14 protein-coding genes and 1 pseudogene are annotated in these 15644 nt (G+C 39.2%); 14 read left to right on the top strand and 1 reads right to left on the bottom strand.

All coding sequences use genetic code 11. The features are described from left to right. The first annotated feature begins 24 nt into the window (after window positions 1-24). From PVV60_RS06100 to tolB, 11 genes and pseudogenes are all read left to right on the top strand, one after another. Window positions 25-1167, top strand: coding sequence for an OpgC family protein (locus tag PVV60_RS06100; protein ID WP_273723820.1), 1143 nt, complete (start codon window positions 25-27; stop codon window positions 1165-1167). A 189-nt stretch (window positions 1168-1356) separates the two neighbouring features. Continuing rightward, entirely contained in the window at window positions 1357-1875 is a 519-nt protein-coding gene (locus PVV60_RS06095; RefSeq protein WP_273723819.1) for a DUF1465 family protein, read from the top strand. 26 nt (window positions 1876-1901) lie between these two features. Next, window positions 1902-2155, top strand: a pseudogene (locus tag PVV60_RS06090) (DUF1465 family protein); the annotation flags it as partial. 1155 nt (window positions 2156-3310) lie between these two features. Next, window positions 3311-3826 carry a crossover junction endodeoxyribonuclease RuvC gene (ruvC, locus tag PVV60_RS06080; RefSeq protein ID WP_273723818.1) on the top strand — a complete coding sequence of 172 codons (516 nt, stop codon included), beginning with the start codon at window positions 3311-3313 and terminating at the stop codon, window positions 3824-3826. A 13-nt stretch (window positions 3827-3839) separates the two neighbouring features. Further along, entirely contained in the window at window positions 3840-4454 is a 615-nt protein-coding gene (ruvA, locus tag PVV60_RS06075) for a Holliday junction branch migration protein RuvA (protein WP_273723817.1), read from the top strand. A gap of 13 nt (window positions 4455-4467) precedes the next feature. After that, window positions 4468-5562, top strand: a complete 1095-nt coding sequence (ruvB, locus tag PVV60_RS06070) for a Holliday junction branch migration DNA helicase RuvB (protein WP_273723816.1) — start codon at window positions 4468-4470, stop codon at window positions 5560-5562. Window positions 5563-5780: 218 nt separating this feature from the next. Then, a complete protein-coding gene (ybgC, locus tag PVV60_RS06065; RefSeq protein WP_273723815.1) occupies window positions 5781-6221 on the top strand; it encodes a tol-pal system-associated acyl-CoA thioesterase in 441 nt (146 codons plus the stop codon). A 1743-nt stretch (window positions 6222-7964) separates the two neighbouring features. Further along, window positions 7965-8678, top strand: coding sequence for a protein TolQ (gene tolQ / locus PVV60_RS06060; RefSeq protein WP_273723814.1), 714 nt, complete (start codon window positions 7965-7967; stop codon window positions 8676-8678). 15 nt (window positions 8679-8693) lie between these two features. After that, the gene (gene tolR / locus PVV60_RS06055) at window positions 8694-9146 is read left to right on the top strand and encodes a protein TolR (protein WP_273723813.1); all 453 of its coding nucleotides are present in this window, start codon (window positions 8694-8696) and stop codon (window positions 9144-9146) included. A gap of 105 nt (window positions 9147-9251) precedes the next feature. Next, on the top strand, window positions 9252-10613 hold the full coding sequence (locus tag PVV60_RS06050) for a cell envelope integrity protein TolA (RefSeq protein WP_273723812.1): 1362 nt from the start codon (window positions 9252-9254) through the stop codon (window positions 10611-10613). Window positions 10614-10651: 38 nt separating this feature from the next. After that, a complete protein-coding gene (tolB, locus tag PVV60_RS06045; RefSeq protein ID WP_273723811.1) occupies window positions 10652-11977 on the top strand; it encodes a Tol-Pal system beta propeller repeat protein TolB in 1326 nt (441 codons plus the stop codon). A gap of 1091 nt (window positions 11978-13068) precedes the next feature. Here tolB and PVV60_RS06040 read toward each other — a convergent pair. Then, window positions 13069-13815 carry a YebC/PmpR family DNA-binding transcriptional regulator gene (locus tag PVV60_RS06040; RefSeq protein ID WP_273723810.1) on the bottom strand — a complete coding sequence of 249 codons (747 nt, stop codon included), beginning with the start codon at window positions 13813-13815 and terminating at the stop codon, window positions 13069-13071. A 369-nt stretch (window positions 13816-14184) separates the two neighbouring features. Here PVV60_RS06040 and PVV60_RS06035 point away from each other — a divergent pair, with 369 nt between their 5' ends. From PVV60_RS06035 to pal, 3 genes are read left to right on the top strand one after another with little or no spacing between them, the layout of a single operon-like run. Further along, complete coding sequence (locus tag PVV60_RS06035; protein ID WP_273723809.1) at window positions 14185-14880, top strand: DUF1013 domain-containing protein; 696 nt, start codon at window positions 14185-14187, stop codon at window positions 14878-14880. A gap of 8 nt (window positions 14881-14888) precedes the next feature. Beyond that, a complete protein-coding gene (locus PVV60_RS06030; RefSeq protein WP_273723808.1) occupies window positions 14889-15029 on the top strand; it encodes a hypothetical protein in 141 nt (46 codons plus the stop codon). A gap of 52 nt (window positions 15030-15081) precedes the next feature. Further along, on the top strand, window positions 15082-15603 hold the full coding sequence (gene pal / locus PVV60_RS06025) for a peptidoglycan-associated lipoprotein Pal (protein ID WP_273723807.1): 522 nt from the start codon (window positions 15082-15084) through the stop codon (window positions 15601-15603). Window positions 15604-15644 lie beyond the last annotated feature (41 nt).

Genomic DNA, 15644 nt, shown 5'->3' with positions numbered 1-15644 from the left:
TTTGTGGCGTGTGGGAGTCCACTGATGAAATACCAAGGTGTTCTTGAGCATAATACTCAACCTTTTCGCCGTGATACGCGTATTGACGTTTTTCGTTCTTTAGCTTTATTGACGATTTTCATCAACCATATTCCCAGAACGATCTATGAGTCTTTTACCCATAGAAATTTCGGTTTTTCCGATTCAGCAGAAGTGTTTGTTTTGCTTTCAGGGATTGCTCTTGGGTTAAGCTTTCATGGTCGGTTACAGCAAAAATCCTTTGCTTTTATCATTCGAAAACTTTGGTACAGAGCTTTGCAGCTCTATGGCGCATATCTTTTTACTACTTTTGTCACGTTAAGCCTTTTTTTTGCTGCCTTTTTATTATGGCGAACAGAAAAACTTTTATCGATGAATAATGTGGGACTCTTTTTTAAAGAGCCTGTTATCGCATTTTTGAGTACCTTAAGTTTTGGGCATCAATTGGGATATAATAATATTCTTCCACTTTATATCGTTTTGATGTTTTTTGCGCCTTTTATCCTTTATTTGAGTTGTAAACAGACAAAATGGCTGCTTTTGGGCTCCTTTACACTGTATCTTATCTGCGGATTTTATAAAATTGCTCCTCCTTCTTATCCTTTAGAGGGAAAGTGGTTTTTAAACCCTTTGTCTTGGCAATTCTTATTTGTCATAGGATTGACCAGTACTTTAGCGCTTAAACAAGGAAAAAAAATCGCTTTTCAGTCTTTTTGGATTGTTTGTGCGGCAGCGTATCTCTTGTTGGCGCTGTTATGGGTTCGCTTAAACTGGTGGGGCATTTTGGGGTGGCTTGGCTGGTCTTCCCCATTGTTGAACTTTAATAAAACCTTTTTAAGCTTGCCACGTTTACTCCATGTTCTTGCATTAGCCTTTCTCATTCTTTCTTTACCGCGCATCAATAAATGGTTTTGTGTCTCTCAGAAACATCCTTTAGCAATCTTAGGAAAACATAGTTTACCGGTCTTTGTAACGGGAACTATTTTTGCGATGTTTGGACAAATTATAAAAACAGTGATGACAGAAACGTTTTTTTCCGATACCTTCTTAATAATAACGGGTATTGCTTTGCAATTTGGAGTCGCCTATTATTGTGAAAAACGGCAATCTTGGCAGGGATCCTTTTCGAGGAAACTGATCCGTTTATAAGAAACGTTCCTATAGTGTTTGTAGTGTTTGTTGGGTGCGTTAACCTTAGTATAAAAAGCGCGTTGCGCAAAAAAATTAAAAGAGGTAGCAGTTTTAAAAAAAAGCGTTCTATACAGCAACAAAAGAAACTTTTTAATACTCTGTTCGTTGAGGAGTATAATTTTGTGCTGATACTTGGAGTATAAAAGCGTGAGTGTACATAAACGTCCATATGATGAACCTATTATCATGATTGAGCATAATGCTTTTGAAAATGCTTTTAATCGTCTCTATGAAGAAACAATGGCGCTGATTGAAAAAACCGCAGCGTATATTGATTCAGAAGGGAAATTAGTAGCACGTTCCCTTTCGGCAGAAGTTTCTGCAATCTATGCAAAAGAAGCTATGTATTTAAGTACACGACTTATGCAAATCGCTTCTCAACTCCTTCTTCTTCGGGCAGAGCGTGAAGGGGAAATGTCATCAGAACAAATAAAAAAAGAAATTGTAAAAGTGTCTGTTCATACACCGACATTGGAACTTGAAACCTCTCATTGGCATGAATTGCCAGAAATTTTCCGCCAATTTGTTTCTCATTCATTGCGTTTGGAAGCACGCATACAGTATATGCGTGCTGGGTGGGAAACTGCAGCCTCCTGTGCCTTAGAAGATGATAATCCAGTAGGAAAACAAATTGAATTGCTCAAAACAGCCTTTGGGCGTTCTTAGAGGTATTTCCTTGCTTTGAGCGAAGGGAAATGTCATCAGAACAAATAAAAAAGAAATTGTAAAAGTGTCCGTTCATACACCGACATTGGAACTTGAAACCCTTCATTGGCATGAATTGCCAGAAATTTTCCGCCCATTTGTTTCTCATTCATTGCGTTTGGAAGCGCGCATACAGTATATGCGTGCTGGGTGGGAAACTGCAGCCTCCTGTGCCTTAGAAGATGATAATCCAGTAGGAAAACAAATTGAATTGCTCAAAACAGCTTTTGGGCGTTCTTAGAGGTATTTCCTTGCTTTGGGTGAAGGTGAAATGTCATCAGAACAAATAAAAAAGAAATTGTAAAAGTGTCCGTTCATACACCGACATTGGAACTTGAAACCCTTCATTGGCATGAATTGCCAGAAATTTTCCGCTAATTTGTTTCTCATTCATTGCGTTTGGAAGCGTGCATTTTTTCGTAGATATGCGGCTGTAGTTTAAGCGCTCTGGTCAATAAGAGGTAGTTGTAGTTTAAGAGATGATAATTTCGTGGGAAAATAAATCGAATTGCTCAAAACAGCTTTTGGGCGTTCTGAGAAGAATAGCTCCTTGCTTCTTTCTGGCGATATTTAGAGAAGTATATCCATTTTTACAACCGAAATTTCACAGCTAAAACTAATCTAGAGTGCTTTTTTCTGCCTAATTTTTATTTGAGCGTAGGAAATATCTTGAGCTTATAGCTTAGAGGGAGATAGGTATTGATTTCGAATATGGCATGGAATGGGGTATGGTTGCTCTTATGGAAATCGGCTTTGGTTGATTGCAGCTGGAACACTTTCTGTTGGTATATCGTGTGATTTTGTTTTGGCTATGATAATGATCAGATGCTAAATAGAGCAGGGGCTTGTACATCAATTTATTTACGCTCTTGGTTTTGATTGATTCAAGATAAAGAGGTTTGAAATGAGAAAATTTTACGTTATTCAGGATTTTTATTCAACATACAAAATAATGAATTATCTTTATAGATCAATGTGTTGATTTATTATGGTAGCAACATGTTACAACGTAAAAAGTTTCCATAAAGTGTATACTATCTATTGCATAGCCTCTTTACACTTAATGAATGTACAATCCAGCACTCTCTATTTGCTCGCTTGCGATTTTTAACCGTTATGGCATTGGATATGATACAGAAAGGGAATTTTTATGCTTTATAGGGTGCTTGATAGGGCGCTTGCTTGTGATGTGTGAATGGTTTTGATTGATTTCAGTGATGCTTCATAAAGTATGTTCCATAAAGATGCTGTTCGTTGCGTGTTATAGTTATAATTGTATAAATTGGGGGCATGATCATCTTTTGACTGGTTTTGTCTTGTACTGCTGTTTTCTTTGTGGTCTTGTCTTTATTCACATCTTTATTCACAGGGGGGAAAAGTGTATAGACTGTAGTTTATGGCAGAGACGATTCGTATTATAGGCATTGATCCCGGATTACGGCGTACAGGGTGGGGCGTTATCGATGTTGCGGGTAATCGTCTTCAGTTTATTGCAGCGGGGACGGTTTCTTCTGATGTAAAGTGTGAGCTGGCTTCCAGACTATGTCAGATCCACAAAGGTCTTTCAGAGGTTGTGCATCAATTTATGCCCCATGAAGCCGCTGTAGAACATGTATTTGTCAACAAAGATGCTACAGCAACTTTAAAACTTGGGCAAGCGCGTGCAATTGCACTGCTGGTTCCTGCTCAAGCAAATCTTCCTGTTTTTGAATATGCGCCTAACAAAGTGAAAAAATCGGTTATTGGGGTTGGACACGGTGCTAAAGAACAAATCCATATGATGGTCAAAGTTCTTCTTCCACGGGCTGAATTTGATAGCAGTGATGCGGCTGATGCTCTTGCTCTTACTCTTTGTCATAGTATGCATCGTAAGAGTATTGAGCGATCTTATCAGGCAAGGATGGCGGTATGATTGGGGTGGCAACATGATTGGCAAATTAAAGGGCACCCTTGAACATATCTTGGATGATCATATCCTTCTTGATGTTCACGGTGTGGGTTATGTGGTTTTTGTTTCAAATCGGCTCCGTCCTTCTTTACCCTCTGTTGGGGAGGCGTTAAGCCTTTTTATTGAAACGCATGTTCGGGAAGATGCAATCCGCCTTTTTGGTTTTGCTACAAGAGCTGAACAGGAGTGGTTTTGTCTTTTACAAAATGTTCCTGGAGTAGGGGCAAAGGTTGCTTTGGCAATCTTGGGTACTTTATCGCCAGATGAACTTGCACAGGCTATTGCCTTAAACGATGTTGCGATGATTAGTCGAGCGCCGGGCGTTGGTAAAAAAGTCAGTGAAAGAATTGTGGGTGAGCTGAAAAGTAAAACACTTCCCTTTGAACAAGCGATCAAGACTGTTTCGGTGCCTCAGCGTGAGATGACCAATCAACCTGCGCATGATGCTCTTTCTGCGTTGATGAAGCTAGGATTTGAACGCGAGCAAGCATCTCGTGCTCTTGCTCTTGCGATGAATGCTCTTGAGGGGGAAACTGTTTCTTCCGCCATGCTGATCCGCCATAGTCTCAAATTGCTTTCTTCTCCTACTTAAAATCAAGGTAACAATGCATAAAGATGAAGATAAACGCCTTCTGGGTTCCGCCTCCCTTCCTAACGATCCAGATCGTTCCTTAAGACCACAAGTTCTCGATGATTTTATTGGTCAAGAAGCGGCACGGGCTAATTTAAAAATATTTATTGAAGCAGCAAAAACGCGGCAAGAAGCGCTGGATCATGTTTTGTTTGTAGGACCTCCGGGATTAGGAAAAACAACGCTTTCACAGATTATGGCAAAAGAATTAGGCGTTAATTTTCGCTCTACGTCAGGACCGGTTATCGCTAAAGCAGGAGATTTAGCTGCTCTCTTGACCAATCTTGAAGAACGTGATGTCTTGTTTATTGATGAAATTCATCGCTTAAATCCGGCGATTGAGGAAATTCTTTATCCAGCCATGGAAGATTATCAACTTGATTTGATCATTGGGGAGGGGCCGGCGGCACGCTCAGTGAAAATTGATCTGGCTAAATTTACTTTGGTAGCGGCAACCACACGTTTGGGGCTTTTGACCACACCGCTGAGAGATCGTTTTGGCATCCCAATTCGTCTCAATTTTTATACTATAGAAGAATTGGAATATATTGTGCAGCGTAATGCACGGCTTTTTGCCGTCAAGATTAGTGATGATGGTGCTCATGAAATTGCACGCCGAGCACGGGGGACTCCTCGTATTGCTGGACGGCTTTTGCGGCGTGTTTGTGATTTTGCTTTGGTTAAACAGGCAAAACAAATTGACCAAAAAATCGCTGATGAAGCGCTTTCGCGCCTTGAGGTCGATCATCTTGGTCTTGATCCGCTTGACCGTCGCTACTTGCTCCTGATTGCGGAAACTTTTTTAGGGGGACCGGTGGGGATTGAAACGATTGCTGCTGCTTTATCAGAACCACGCGATGCCATTGAAGATATTGTTGAGCCGTATTTGCTCCAACAAGGTTTTATTCAAAGAACCGCTCGTGGACGCATTCTCACTGAAAAGGCTTGGAGCCATTTAGGGCTTTCTGCTCCTGCCTCTACAACGTCTATACAAAGGCGTTCTCAACTTTCTGATGCTCAAGACAATTCATCACTTCAGGCGTCTTTATGGGAGGGGGAAGATGACTAAGACACTCTCTTTATTAAAAGAAATTATGTGAATATTTTATAGCAAAGTCATAAAATACAAGAGACGCACTTCTTTTTGCATATTCTGACCAAAAGGGTCTTGCTCTATTAAGGGGGGCTTTTGCTTTTCACAACTTCAACACAAAAATGTGTTCAATCTTTTGATTGATAAACAATTTGCTATATTAATATTAAATGATTTTATGGGATATGAAGTCGATGACAGAAATAACACCTTTTAAGAGCAATCATACAAATGCTTTTCATAATTTTCAGGTCCGCGTTTATGTTGCGGATACAGATTTTTCCGGTGTGGTTTATCATGCGCGTTATCTTGAGTTTTTTGAACGAGGACGTTCAGAGTTTTTACGGGATACCGGTTTTAATAATAAGATGTTAGCAGCTGGGGGTGAGGGGGAAAAACTGTTTTTTGTTGTTCGTCATATGGAAATTAACTTTTTAAGACCAGCTAAAATTGATAATCTTTTAGTCGTTAAAACACGTGTTACTCATATCCAAGGGGCACGCTTTTTTATGGAGCAATCTATTTTGCATGAGGCGACCACGTTGGTAACAGCCAAAGTTGAAATTGCTCTGATTAATGAAGAGGCAAAACCGCGACGTTTACCCAAAGGACTTTTTGAAAAAATACTAGGTTAAAAGTGTTATTCATTGAACGAGCAGTTTCAGGAGAGATCAGGGGGTATAAAGTGACCTACAATCTAAGACATATATTTATTATAGCTTAAATGTTTTCCAACAAGGTCATACGATACATCAAAAGAAAGCACCTTTGCTACAATAACTATAATAAATTGGAGATGATATTTCACAAAATTAACACGCCTCATCCATGTTATGATTCAAAATCAATGTCTTATTATCCATTTTCTGCTATAAACTGAAGATACTTTTCTTTTGAAGAAAGATTCGTTGGCATAAGAAAACAGCAGAAAAGTACAAAACAAAAAAAGAAATAAAAAATACATTAAGATTTATTTTTATAAAAATGCACATACTCAGCAAAATATTGCAATAAGTGATAATAAGCTATTAGGTCGACAATTCTCTCCAAACACTTAAAGGGTGTTTTAAGCAGTTTTATTTGTTTTTTAGTAGGTTGTTATTTGGCATCACAAGAGTGCGTGTTCTATCCATTTTCATCTATCATGCATGACTGTATCTGCGCTTCTAAATGCAGTGAATGAATGAGAGATCAATGCATACAAAGCAGAAATGCAAAAGTATATTATTTTATATAATAGATTGACTTAGAAAGATAAATTATCACTTCTTATGGGCACAAATTCCAATAGATTATGGGCACAAATTCCAATAGATTATGGGCACAAATTCCAATAGAGTAATGAGAGTAAAATACTTTCATTTCAAATCTGTTTATGTTGAAACAATTAAAATTATTTGCTTACACATCATCATAAGATGAGCAATGTAAATCATTGAAAAAAATGTAAAATATTCCTTATGGATCATTCTTAATGCAATAATGATCAAATATCGCAAGTGAGCAAAGAGAACGAAAAAGCCGGTTTTCATAAAGTAAAGATGTGAAAAGTTTTTTTTCATGTTACAGAAGCTTTTACGTTATACCATGGAGCCAGAGAGATGAAGGGCATTGAGAGGGGCTAATTCACAACACAATGAGATTATATGAGACTTACACTAGATTATATGGGACTTACCTTAGGGGTGCATGGGTGAGGCGCATTGTTGTGAGGCATTTTATGGTGGTTTATTGTCGTTTTTTTGTGCCAGATGGTGTCCTCGTATTAAATTTGATGGAAATGAGAGAAACAATAGCCTGAGGTAAAGCGCAATCTTTCATGATTATAACATATTTATTTATAATGATAATTCATTGCGTTGTCATTTTCAGATAATTCTGAAACGTGTAAGATGTTTTCTTTTCAAGCTCTATTGTTGCCAATTAATCAAAAACATTTTCTTACATGTCACAAGCGGGCTTGGTGAGTGGGGACAAAAACACTTAAGATAAGGAATAAAAATGCCTCTTATGAATGTTTTCAAGTGCTAAGACTTATCGCTGCATTTTAAGCTTAAAACGTGTATGAGGGTTTAGCTTTCTTTTCATGAACGTAAAGATGGTGGTGCATAATAGATTTGATATCTTTTATTTTTATAGCATTTATGGGGAAGGCTTTATGGTTATATTATTTCATAAATGCTGTTGTGAAATGAGGGAGATGTGTGTTGAGGGAGAGTTTCTCGTCATCACTTTTTATAGAAATTTAAGAAATAAGTCTTGTTTTAGCGCATGAATTTATGTGAAACTAAGGTTTTTTACTTAAATTTAGAAACTATAAAATAATCTGTTTTATAGAATTTTTAAAAATACACCTTTTATTTAGAGGGATAAAAATTATGCCGCATGGTGAACTAACGAATCCGGAAACAATTGGAATGTTACATTTGTTTATGCAAGCGAGTTGGATCGTGAAAGGTGTTATGATCGGGTTGCTGCTTGCTTCCATATGGAGTTGGGCAATTATTTTTGATAAAATTTTTACATATCGGAGAATACGGCGTCAAATAAAGCAGTTTGAACGTACATTTTGGTCAGGCAAAGCGCTAGAAGATCTTTATACATCATGTAAAAGTCAACGCACCAATAGTATATCCGCCGTTTTTATGGCGGCAATGGTTGAATGGAAAAAATCTCTTGAAAAAGGGACCCATACATCGAAAAGTTTGCAGAGCAGAATTGATAAGGCTATGGATTTGACGTTGGGACGTGAAAGTGAAAAAATAGAATCGAAATTAAGTTTTCTTGCAACACTGGGATCCGCGGGCCCCTTTATTGGACTTTTTGGAACAGTTATTGGTATTATGGAGTCTTTTCTTTCTATTTCAGCTTCTCAAAATACATCACTTGCCATTGTTGCGCCAGGGATTGCAGAAGCGCTTTTGGCAACCGCTATTGGTTTGTTTGCAGCAATTCCAGCCGTTATTGCTTATAACAAGTTGACTCATGAAAGTGCGCGCATCATTGCACAAATAGAAAATTTTGCCGATGAATTTTCAACAATTGTATCGCGGCGTATTGATGAAACACGCACAGCACCTTCCTCTTTATAAAAAGGAGCTTATCCCATGGGAATTTCTGTTGCTTCTTCTTCTCGAAAAAATACACGTAGGCGCCATCATTCACGAAGCCAATTGATGAGTGAGATCAATGTCACTCCTTTTGTGGATGTTATGCTGGTCTTGTTGATTATTTTTATGGTCTCTGCCCCCCTTTTAGTGAACGGTGTTCCTCTAGATTTGCCTCGTAGTCAAGCGGGGCCCGTACGAGCTCAAAAAACGCCCCTTACGGTTTCACTTGACGCGCAAGGGCGCTTTGCCATTAATCAAGATTATTATGAAACATCACAGGCACTGATTGCACACCTTAAAACTCTTCTGGAAGAAGATGCTACACAAAAAGATCAACGGGTTTTTGTACGGGTTGCTAAAACTGTTGAATATCAGCAAGTATTAAAACTGCTGGCGGATATTCAAAAAGCGGGGTTTTCTCAAGTTGCGTTAGCAAGTCTAGCACAATAAATAATAAGTAATAAATCCGCATAAATGATTGTTTTTAAAATGTTTTTAAAAGAGTATAGAGTGATTTAAAATGAAAAAATGTAAGGCATAAATAAGGCATAAAGAATGAACAAAGACTCCTATCATAGCATGAAACGAGGCTTGGCTTTATCCCTTGTGGTCCATGTCATTTTTCTCAGTTGGGGAGCCATTCAGTTTACAAGCTCTGTCTCTTTACCACAATCATTGGAAGCAATTCCCATTACTCTTTCTCCTTTAGTGGATGAGTTGTCCTCTCAACGAGGAGCCGTAAAGGCTCCTATTCGTGCAATCCCTGCCGTAAAACCGACTATGCAACCACAAGAAAAAGAAGATGCACGCCATATTGGAGAGGGACAAATAGATAGTCTAGCACCGTTTCAACCAAAGGAAAAACTGCGCCCTGTTGAAACAGCATCGCTACCACCAAGCAAGAACACGTCAGAAACATTGACACCCGAACTTACAAAACCAGAATTATTAGAAGCAAAAACAGAGGATGCGCCCAAAATTGCGCCGGAGACGCCTTTGAAAGCGTCGGAGGAGGTGCCCAAGCCTGCACCGGATATGCCTTTGAAAGCGCCGGAGGAAGCGCCCAAGGTTGCACCTGAGATGCCTTTGAAAGCGCCGGAGGAAGCGCCCAAGGTTGCACCTGAGATGCCTTTGAAAGCACCGGAGGAAGCGCCCAAGGTTGCACCTGAGATGCCTGTGAAAGCGCCGGAGGAGGAGGACAAGGTTGCACCTGAGATGCCTTTGGAAGCGCCGGAAGATGCGCTCAAGCCTGTGCACAAAAATGAAGAGATGATATCGCCAAAAGAATTGGCTCCAACGGTACAGAAGGTACCAGCAGAGCAGATTGTTCATCAAGCGCCCAAAATTACACTTCCAGAAAAAATTTTTCTTCCACAGTTTAAACCAAAATTTGATGAAGATGTTCTAGGGAAGAATGCGGTTACATTGAATCAAAAGACGCCAAAGCTTAACAAAAAAAACCAAGAGAAACAGACCATTGAAGATATTTTAGCACTGGAGGAAAATAATTTGCTCAATCGTGCGCGGTCACAAGGAGGGGGAGCAAAACGTTCTCATACACCAGAAGCAATGGGGGGAAGAAAAAATATTAATGATACCACAAAAATGGCACAAACATTGGTCAACATTGCGGGGGGATGTATTCAACAGAAGCTTAAACTTGTGGCACTTGGTGGCGATTTAAAAAACCGTCCGGTTGTGCGGTTGCGTTTTTACTTAGACCGTGAAGGAATGGTTGTGGGCGATCCTATCATTGATCCCGTAAGCGGTCTTGAGAGTCAACAAGCTATTATGATGAGGCAGGTGTATGCCGCTGTCTTTTCATGCCAACCTTATGCAGATCTCCCACGTGATCAATATGATCTATGGGGGCAAGGTTTTGACTTTAATGTTGATCCTCTCCAAGAAATAAGATGATAAATGAGAAAAAAGCGCTTAACGAAAGGACACATTCTATGACGACTATAACGAGACATAAAGTTTTTGCTTGGTTTATTGTCACTTGTGGATTGTGGCTTTCAAGTATTTCATCGGGTTATGCGCAATTGAAAGGAACTATTTCAAGCGCTGATTTTAATCCCATTCCCATTGCAATTACAGACTTTATTTCCAACGATTCGATTGGGTTGAAAATATCTGCTGTGGTGACAGCTGATCTTGAACGGTCGGGGCTTTTTTTACCGCTTGATAAAACAAACTTTTTTGAAAACATTTCTAATCCTAATAAACAACCGCATTTTGCGTCTTGGCAGAAAATAAAAGCGCAAGGTTTAGTTACGGGGCAAGTCATGAGAGAAATCGATGGACGTTTGAGGGTCGATTTTCGTTTATGGGATGTTTTTGGACAAAGACAATTGAAAGGACGGCGTTTTTATACCGCGACAGAACGTTGGCGGCGTGTGGCACATATGATCGCAGATGAGATCTATAGCGAGATGACAGGAGAAAGTGGTTATTTTGATACACGAATTGTTTTTATCGATGAAACAGGCCCCCAAAATGCACGCATTAAGCGCTTAGCAATGATGGATCAAGATGGCGCAAATTTGATTTATATGTCTGATGGAAGTGAATTGGTGCTTACACCGCGGTTTTCCCCAAAAAGACAAGAAATGACCTATATGGCTTATGAGGACAATCAAGTTCCTCATGTTTATCTTCAACAAATTGAAATGGGACAAAGAGAGTTGATCGGAACGTTTAATAACATGACAATTGCTCCGCGTTTTTCTTCTGATGGACAAAAGGTCATCATGAGTTTGTTACAAAATGATGGCAGTGCAAATCTTTACACCATGGATTTACGAACCCGTACGATGACGCGACTTACAACAACTTCTGCTATCGATACTTCTGCTTCTTATTCACCGGATGGAAAACAAATCGTCTTTTCCTCAGATCGTAGTGGAAAGCCGCAAATCTATAAAATGAATGCGGATGGAAGTGATATTCAGCGTATTTCTTCAAATGAAGGGAGTTATTCGACACCTATTTGGTCACCACGGGGTGATTATATTGCCTTTACAAAACAATTAAGCGGACAATTTTCTATCGGTGTTATGCGCCCTGATGGACAAGGAGAACGAATTTTAACCACAGGTTTTCACAATGAAGGACCAACTTGGGCACCCAATGGTCGTGTGCTGATGTTTTTTCGAAAAAATCCCGGTATGGGACCCAAAATTTATACGATTGACATTACAGGACGCAATGAACGACAACTCCCTACACCCAATGATGCTTCGGATCCAGCATGGTCGCCTTTGCTCAATATACAGTAAAACAAAATGCTTAAAAACAGAACATAGAAGGAATATGGTCTATACAGTCTCAAGTTTACACAATCTCAATTGTTTTTCATTCTTTAAAAGAAGGAACTGATTATAGTGAGCATGGAGAGTTATGTAGATTTCATCCATTATCTACGGTTGTTTATCGATAATGGAATTTCCTTGGGGGAAAATGCTTAAAAAAATTCAAAAATAATTCCTTGAAAAAATAGAGTCAAAAATTCTGAGGTCTCTAGATTTCAACTTTTTATTCAAAGTGTTGCTATATATATTTAAACTTCCTTTTCGATTTGGTTTGCGAAGAGTTTGGACTCCAAGAGTGTTTTTTCTGTTGCTCTGTGATGTGTCTTATTCAAGTGCGCTGTTGTTTTAGGTCTGAATATTGGTTGATCGGTAATAGAAAAAGGACAGATTTTTAAGATAAATGACATAATTTTATGAAACATATGATATTTTATGAAACATACGATGCCATAAAGTTAATGCCATAAAGTCAAAAATTTATTCGCATGGCTTAGAGAAATATACCGGCTTTTTGTACAATACTTTGCTAAACAATCCGCTCTGGCTTTCCATTTGCTTATTTTATATCTGTGATATTGTAAAATACTGTCATTTGAGATGTGGGGATATAAGGCATATAAAACTCCTTGATATATTTTAAGTGTTTTTTAAGTGCGTGGCGAATATTTAGGGAAGTGTGTATTTTTTGCTCCTTAAGTTTCAAGTGAATTTCAAGGGTGATTCGTTATAGAAGAACGTTAAGAAAATCCGAATTATTTACAGATCAGATCATCTTCATTCCTTGAAGGTGGGGAGGTTAATCTTAAAGAACAAAAAGATCGAATAGAGGGGCTATAGGGATAATCTTTGGGGCATGTAAGAAAGGCGTGAGGCTACAGAGTTTTGTATGCTTTCTTTTTTGGTTATGTTTTCTAGAATTAATGGCGGTTTTCTTGTTGTACCAATGGTTGGTCCCCGCTATTGACGCGGGGCTTTTATATGTGCAGATAAAGAGGAGAGCTGACAGATGCTTTTGAAGCCCTCATGAATGAAGAGAGGGCTTATGCAAATGGTGGGAATTATACAGATAATTTTGCCAAAATCTCATCGCTGACATCAAAATTGGCATAAACATTTTGTACATCATCATCTTCTTCTAATGTTGAAATCAGTCGTAAAACGGACAAAGCTTTTTCTTCATCTATTGGTGCAAGGGTGGTGGCTTTCCAAATCGTTTTAATCGATTCTGCTTCACCAAGTTTTGCCTCTAGAGTTTTGGAAACTTCACCAATATCTTCAAATGCGCAGGTAATATGATGTCCGGTTTCTTCTGATTGCACATCTTCGGCACCGGCTTCAATCGCTGCATCCATGATGTTATCGGCTGTTCCTGCTTCTGGCTTATAGATTATTTCACCAATCCGATTAAACATGAAACTGACCGATCCTGTTTCTCCTAGGGCTCCTCCTGATTTTGTGAAGGCGGCGCGCACATTTGAAGCGGTCCGGTTGCGGTTATCGGTTAAAGCTTCAACAATGACGGCAACGCCGCCTGGTCCATAGCCCTCATAGCGTACTTCATCATAATTTTCGACATCGGTGCTTGAAGCTTTTTTAATCGCGCGTTCAATATTATCTTTCGGCATCGATTGTGCTTTGGCATTTTGAACAGCCAGCCTTAAACGGGGATTCATGGCTGGATCAGGAGCACCTTGTTTTGCTGCTACGGTAATTTCGCGCGCAAGCTTAGAAAATATTTTCGAGCGCATTGCATCTTGACGCCCTTTACGGTGCATAATATTTTTAAATTGTGAATGGCCTGCCATAGTTTTCCTTCCTATTTGAGGGCTTTCTTTCCAGTTGGATACTCTTTAGAATTTAAGGCGATAAAGCATGCATCCCACCAGAATAAATGTGCCACAGCATGAGGTGAAATAATCGAATAAACCCTTTATAAGAAAATTCATCTTAAAGGTAAAGAGACCTTAGTTGAGGATCATTACAAGAGAGATCTCTTGTCGTTAAGCAAAAATAACGCTATAACAGAATGTAATCTCATAGCAAAATGGTTTATTCCATACTTCGCTTTGTTTTAGGAGTGGTTGGAGAGACCTAGTAACATATAAAAAGTTTCAGTGCTCTTGAGTGGGCGGTAACCGGCCTCATAGAAGAGGCGCAGAAGAGGATTTATAAAAATGGCAACGCAACTTTTGATGCCCAAAGCAACAGCTGTTTGGTTGGTTGATAATACAGCTCTTTCTTTTGATCAGATTGCAGAATTTTGTAAATTGCATGTCTTGGAAGTAAAAGCTATCGCCGATGGTGATGCAGCTTATGGTATTAAAGGTTTAGATCCAATTAGTTCTGGGCAATTGACGCGCAGTGAAATTGCACGGGTGGAGGCTGATCAAAACGCACGCTTAAAAATTTCTCAATCTAGGGTGCATATTCCTGAAAAAAAACGTAAAGGGGCGCGCTATATCCCTCTTTCTCGACGTCAAGATCGTCCTAATGGTATCCTATGGTTGGTCACAAATCATCCCGAATTGAAAGATGCACAAATTGCACGGTTGATTGGGACAACAAAAGCGACAATTGAACAAATCCGCCTTAGAACCCATTGGAATAGTGCAAATTTGGTTCCTCTTGATCCTGTAGGACTTGGTTTGTGTTCGCAAATCGATTTAGATTTTGAGCTCCAGCGTGCGGCGAAAAATCGTCCTGTTGCTGCAGAAGAAGATAGGTCGTTGCTTCCGGCTTCTGTGACGGAAAACGCTGCTCTAGAGGAAAATGAGAGTGAAGAAAATCTGCATAAGACTTTTGACGCTGATAAAGTTTTTGCAAAGCTGAACGCACTGCAAAAAAGTCGTCAAGATCAAGATGATGCATAGAAAACCAGATGCATAAGGGAAACATTTCTTATGGCAATGTGAGAGGAACAGCTGAAAAGAAGAAAAATTGGCAGAGACTCAAAAATAAAAATAATGACCAAAAAAACAGAAAAATTTCATCTTCATTAGGAATTAACGGTTATTCTTGAAAATGTTTTTAAGAATTTATCCTTCTTTACGCCACTCAAGGAGAAACGGACTATGCGCTCTACCAAAAAAAACTTCTCTCATTCCTTAGCTATCTTCTTTTTTTTCTCACTATGCTTGGGTGGGTGTGGTAAAAAAAATGTTGGTGCACTTAACGGTATGAATGGCGTTTATATGAATGATGCTGGTTTGAATCAGGTGTCACCAGGTTCAGGACAAGAATTTACGGTTAATGTGGGTGATCGCGTATTTTTTAGTCTCGATTCTTCTTCACTTGATGCTGATGCCGAACGTATTTTAACGCGCCAAGCAGAATGGTTGCTTCATTATCCTTATTATTCTATTATGATCGAAGGTCATGCTGATGACAGGGGAACACGTGAATATAACTTGGCACTTGGACAGCGCCGTGCTGTTGCTGTGCGAAACTATTTGGTGTCTCTAGGTGTGTCTGAACAACGGATTCAAACAATTTCTTACGGAAAAGAAAGACCTGTAGCGGTCTGTGATGATATTTCTTGTTGGAATCAAAATCGACGTGCTGTGACAACGTTGAGTGACATGAATAGTCATTAAAAAGGAGATTGTTTGTTTCAACTATTCAATAAGCTCTTAAG

This window comes from Bartonella sp. AU18XJBT (assembly GCF_028618595.1).
Lineage (GTDB): Bacteria > Pseudomonadota > Alphaproteobacteria > Rhizobiales > Rhizobiaceae > Bartonella.
This window is presented reverse-complemented; position numbering and strand designations above follow the sequence as displayed.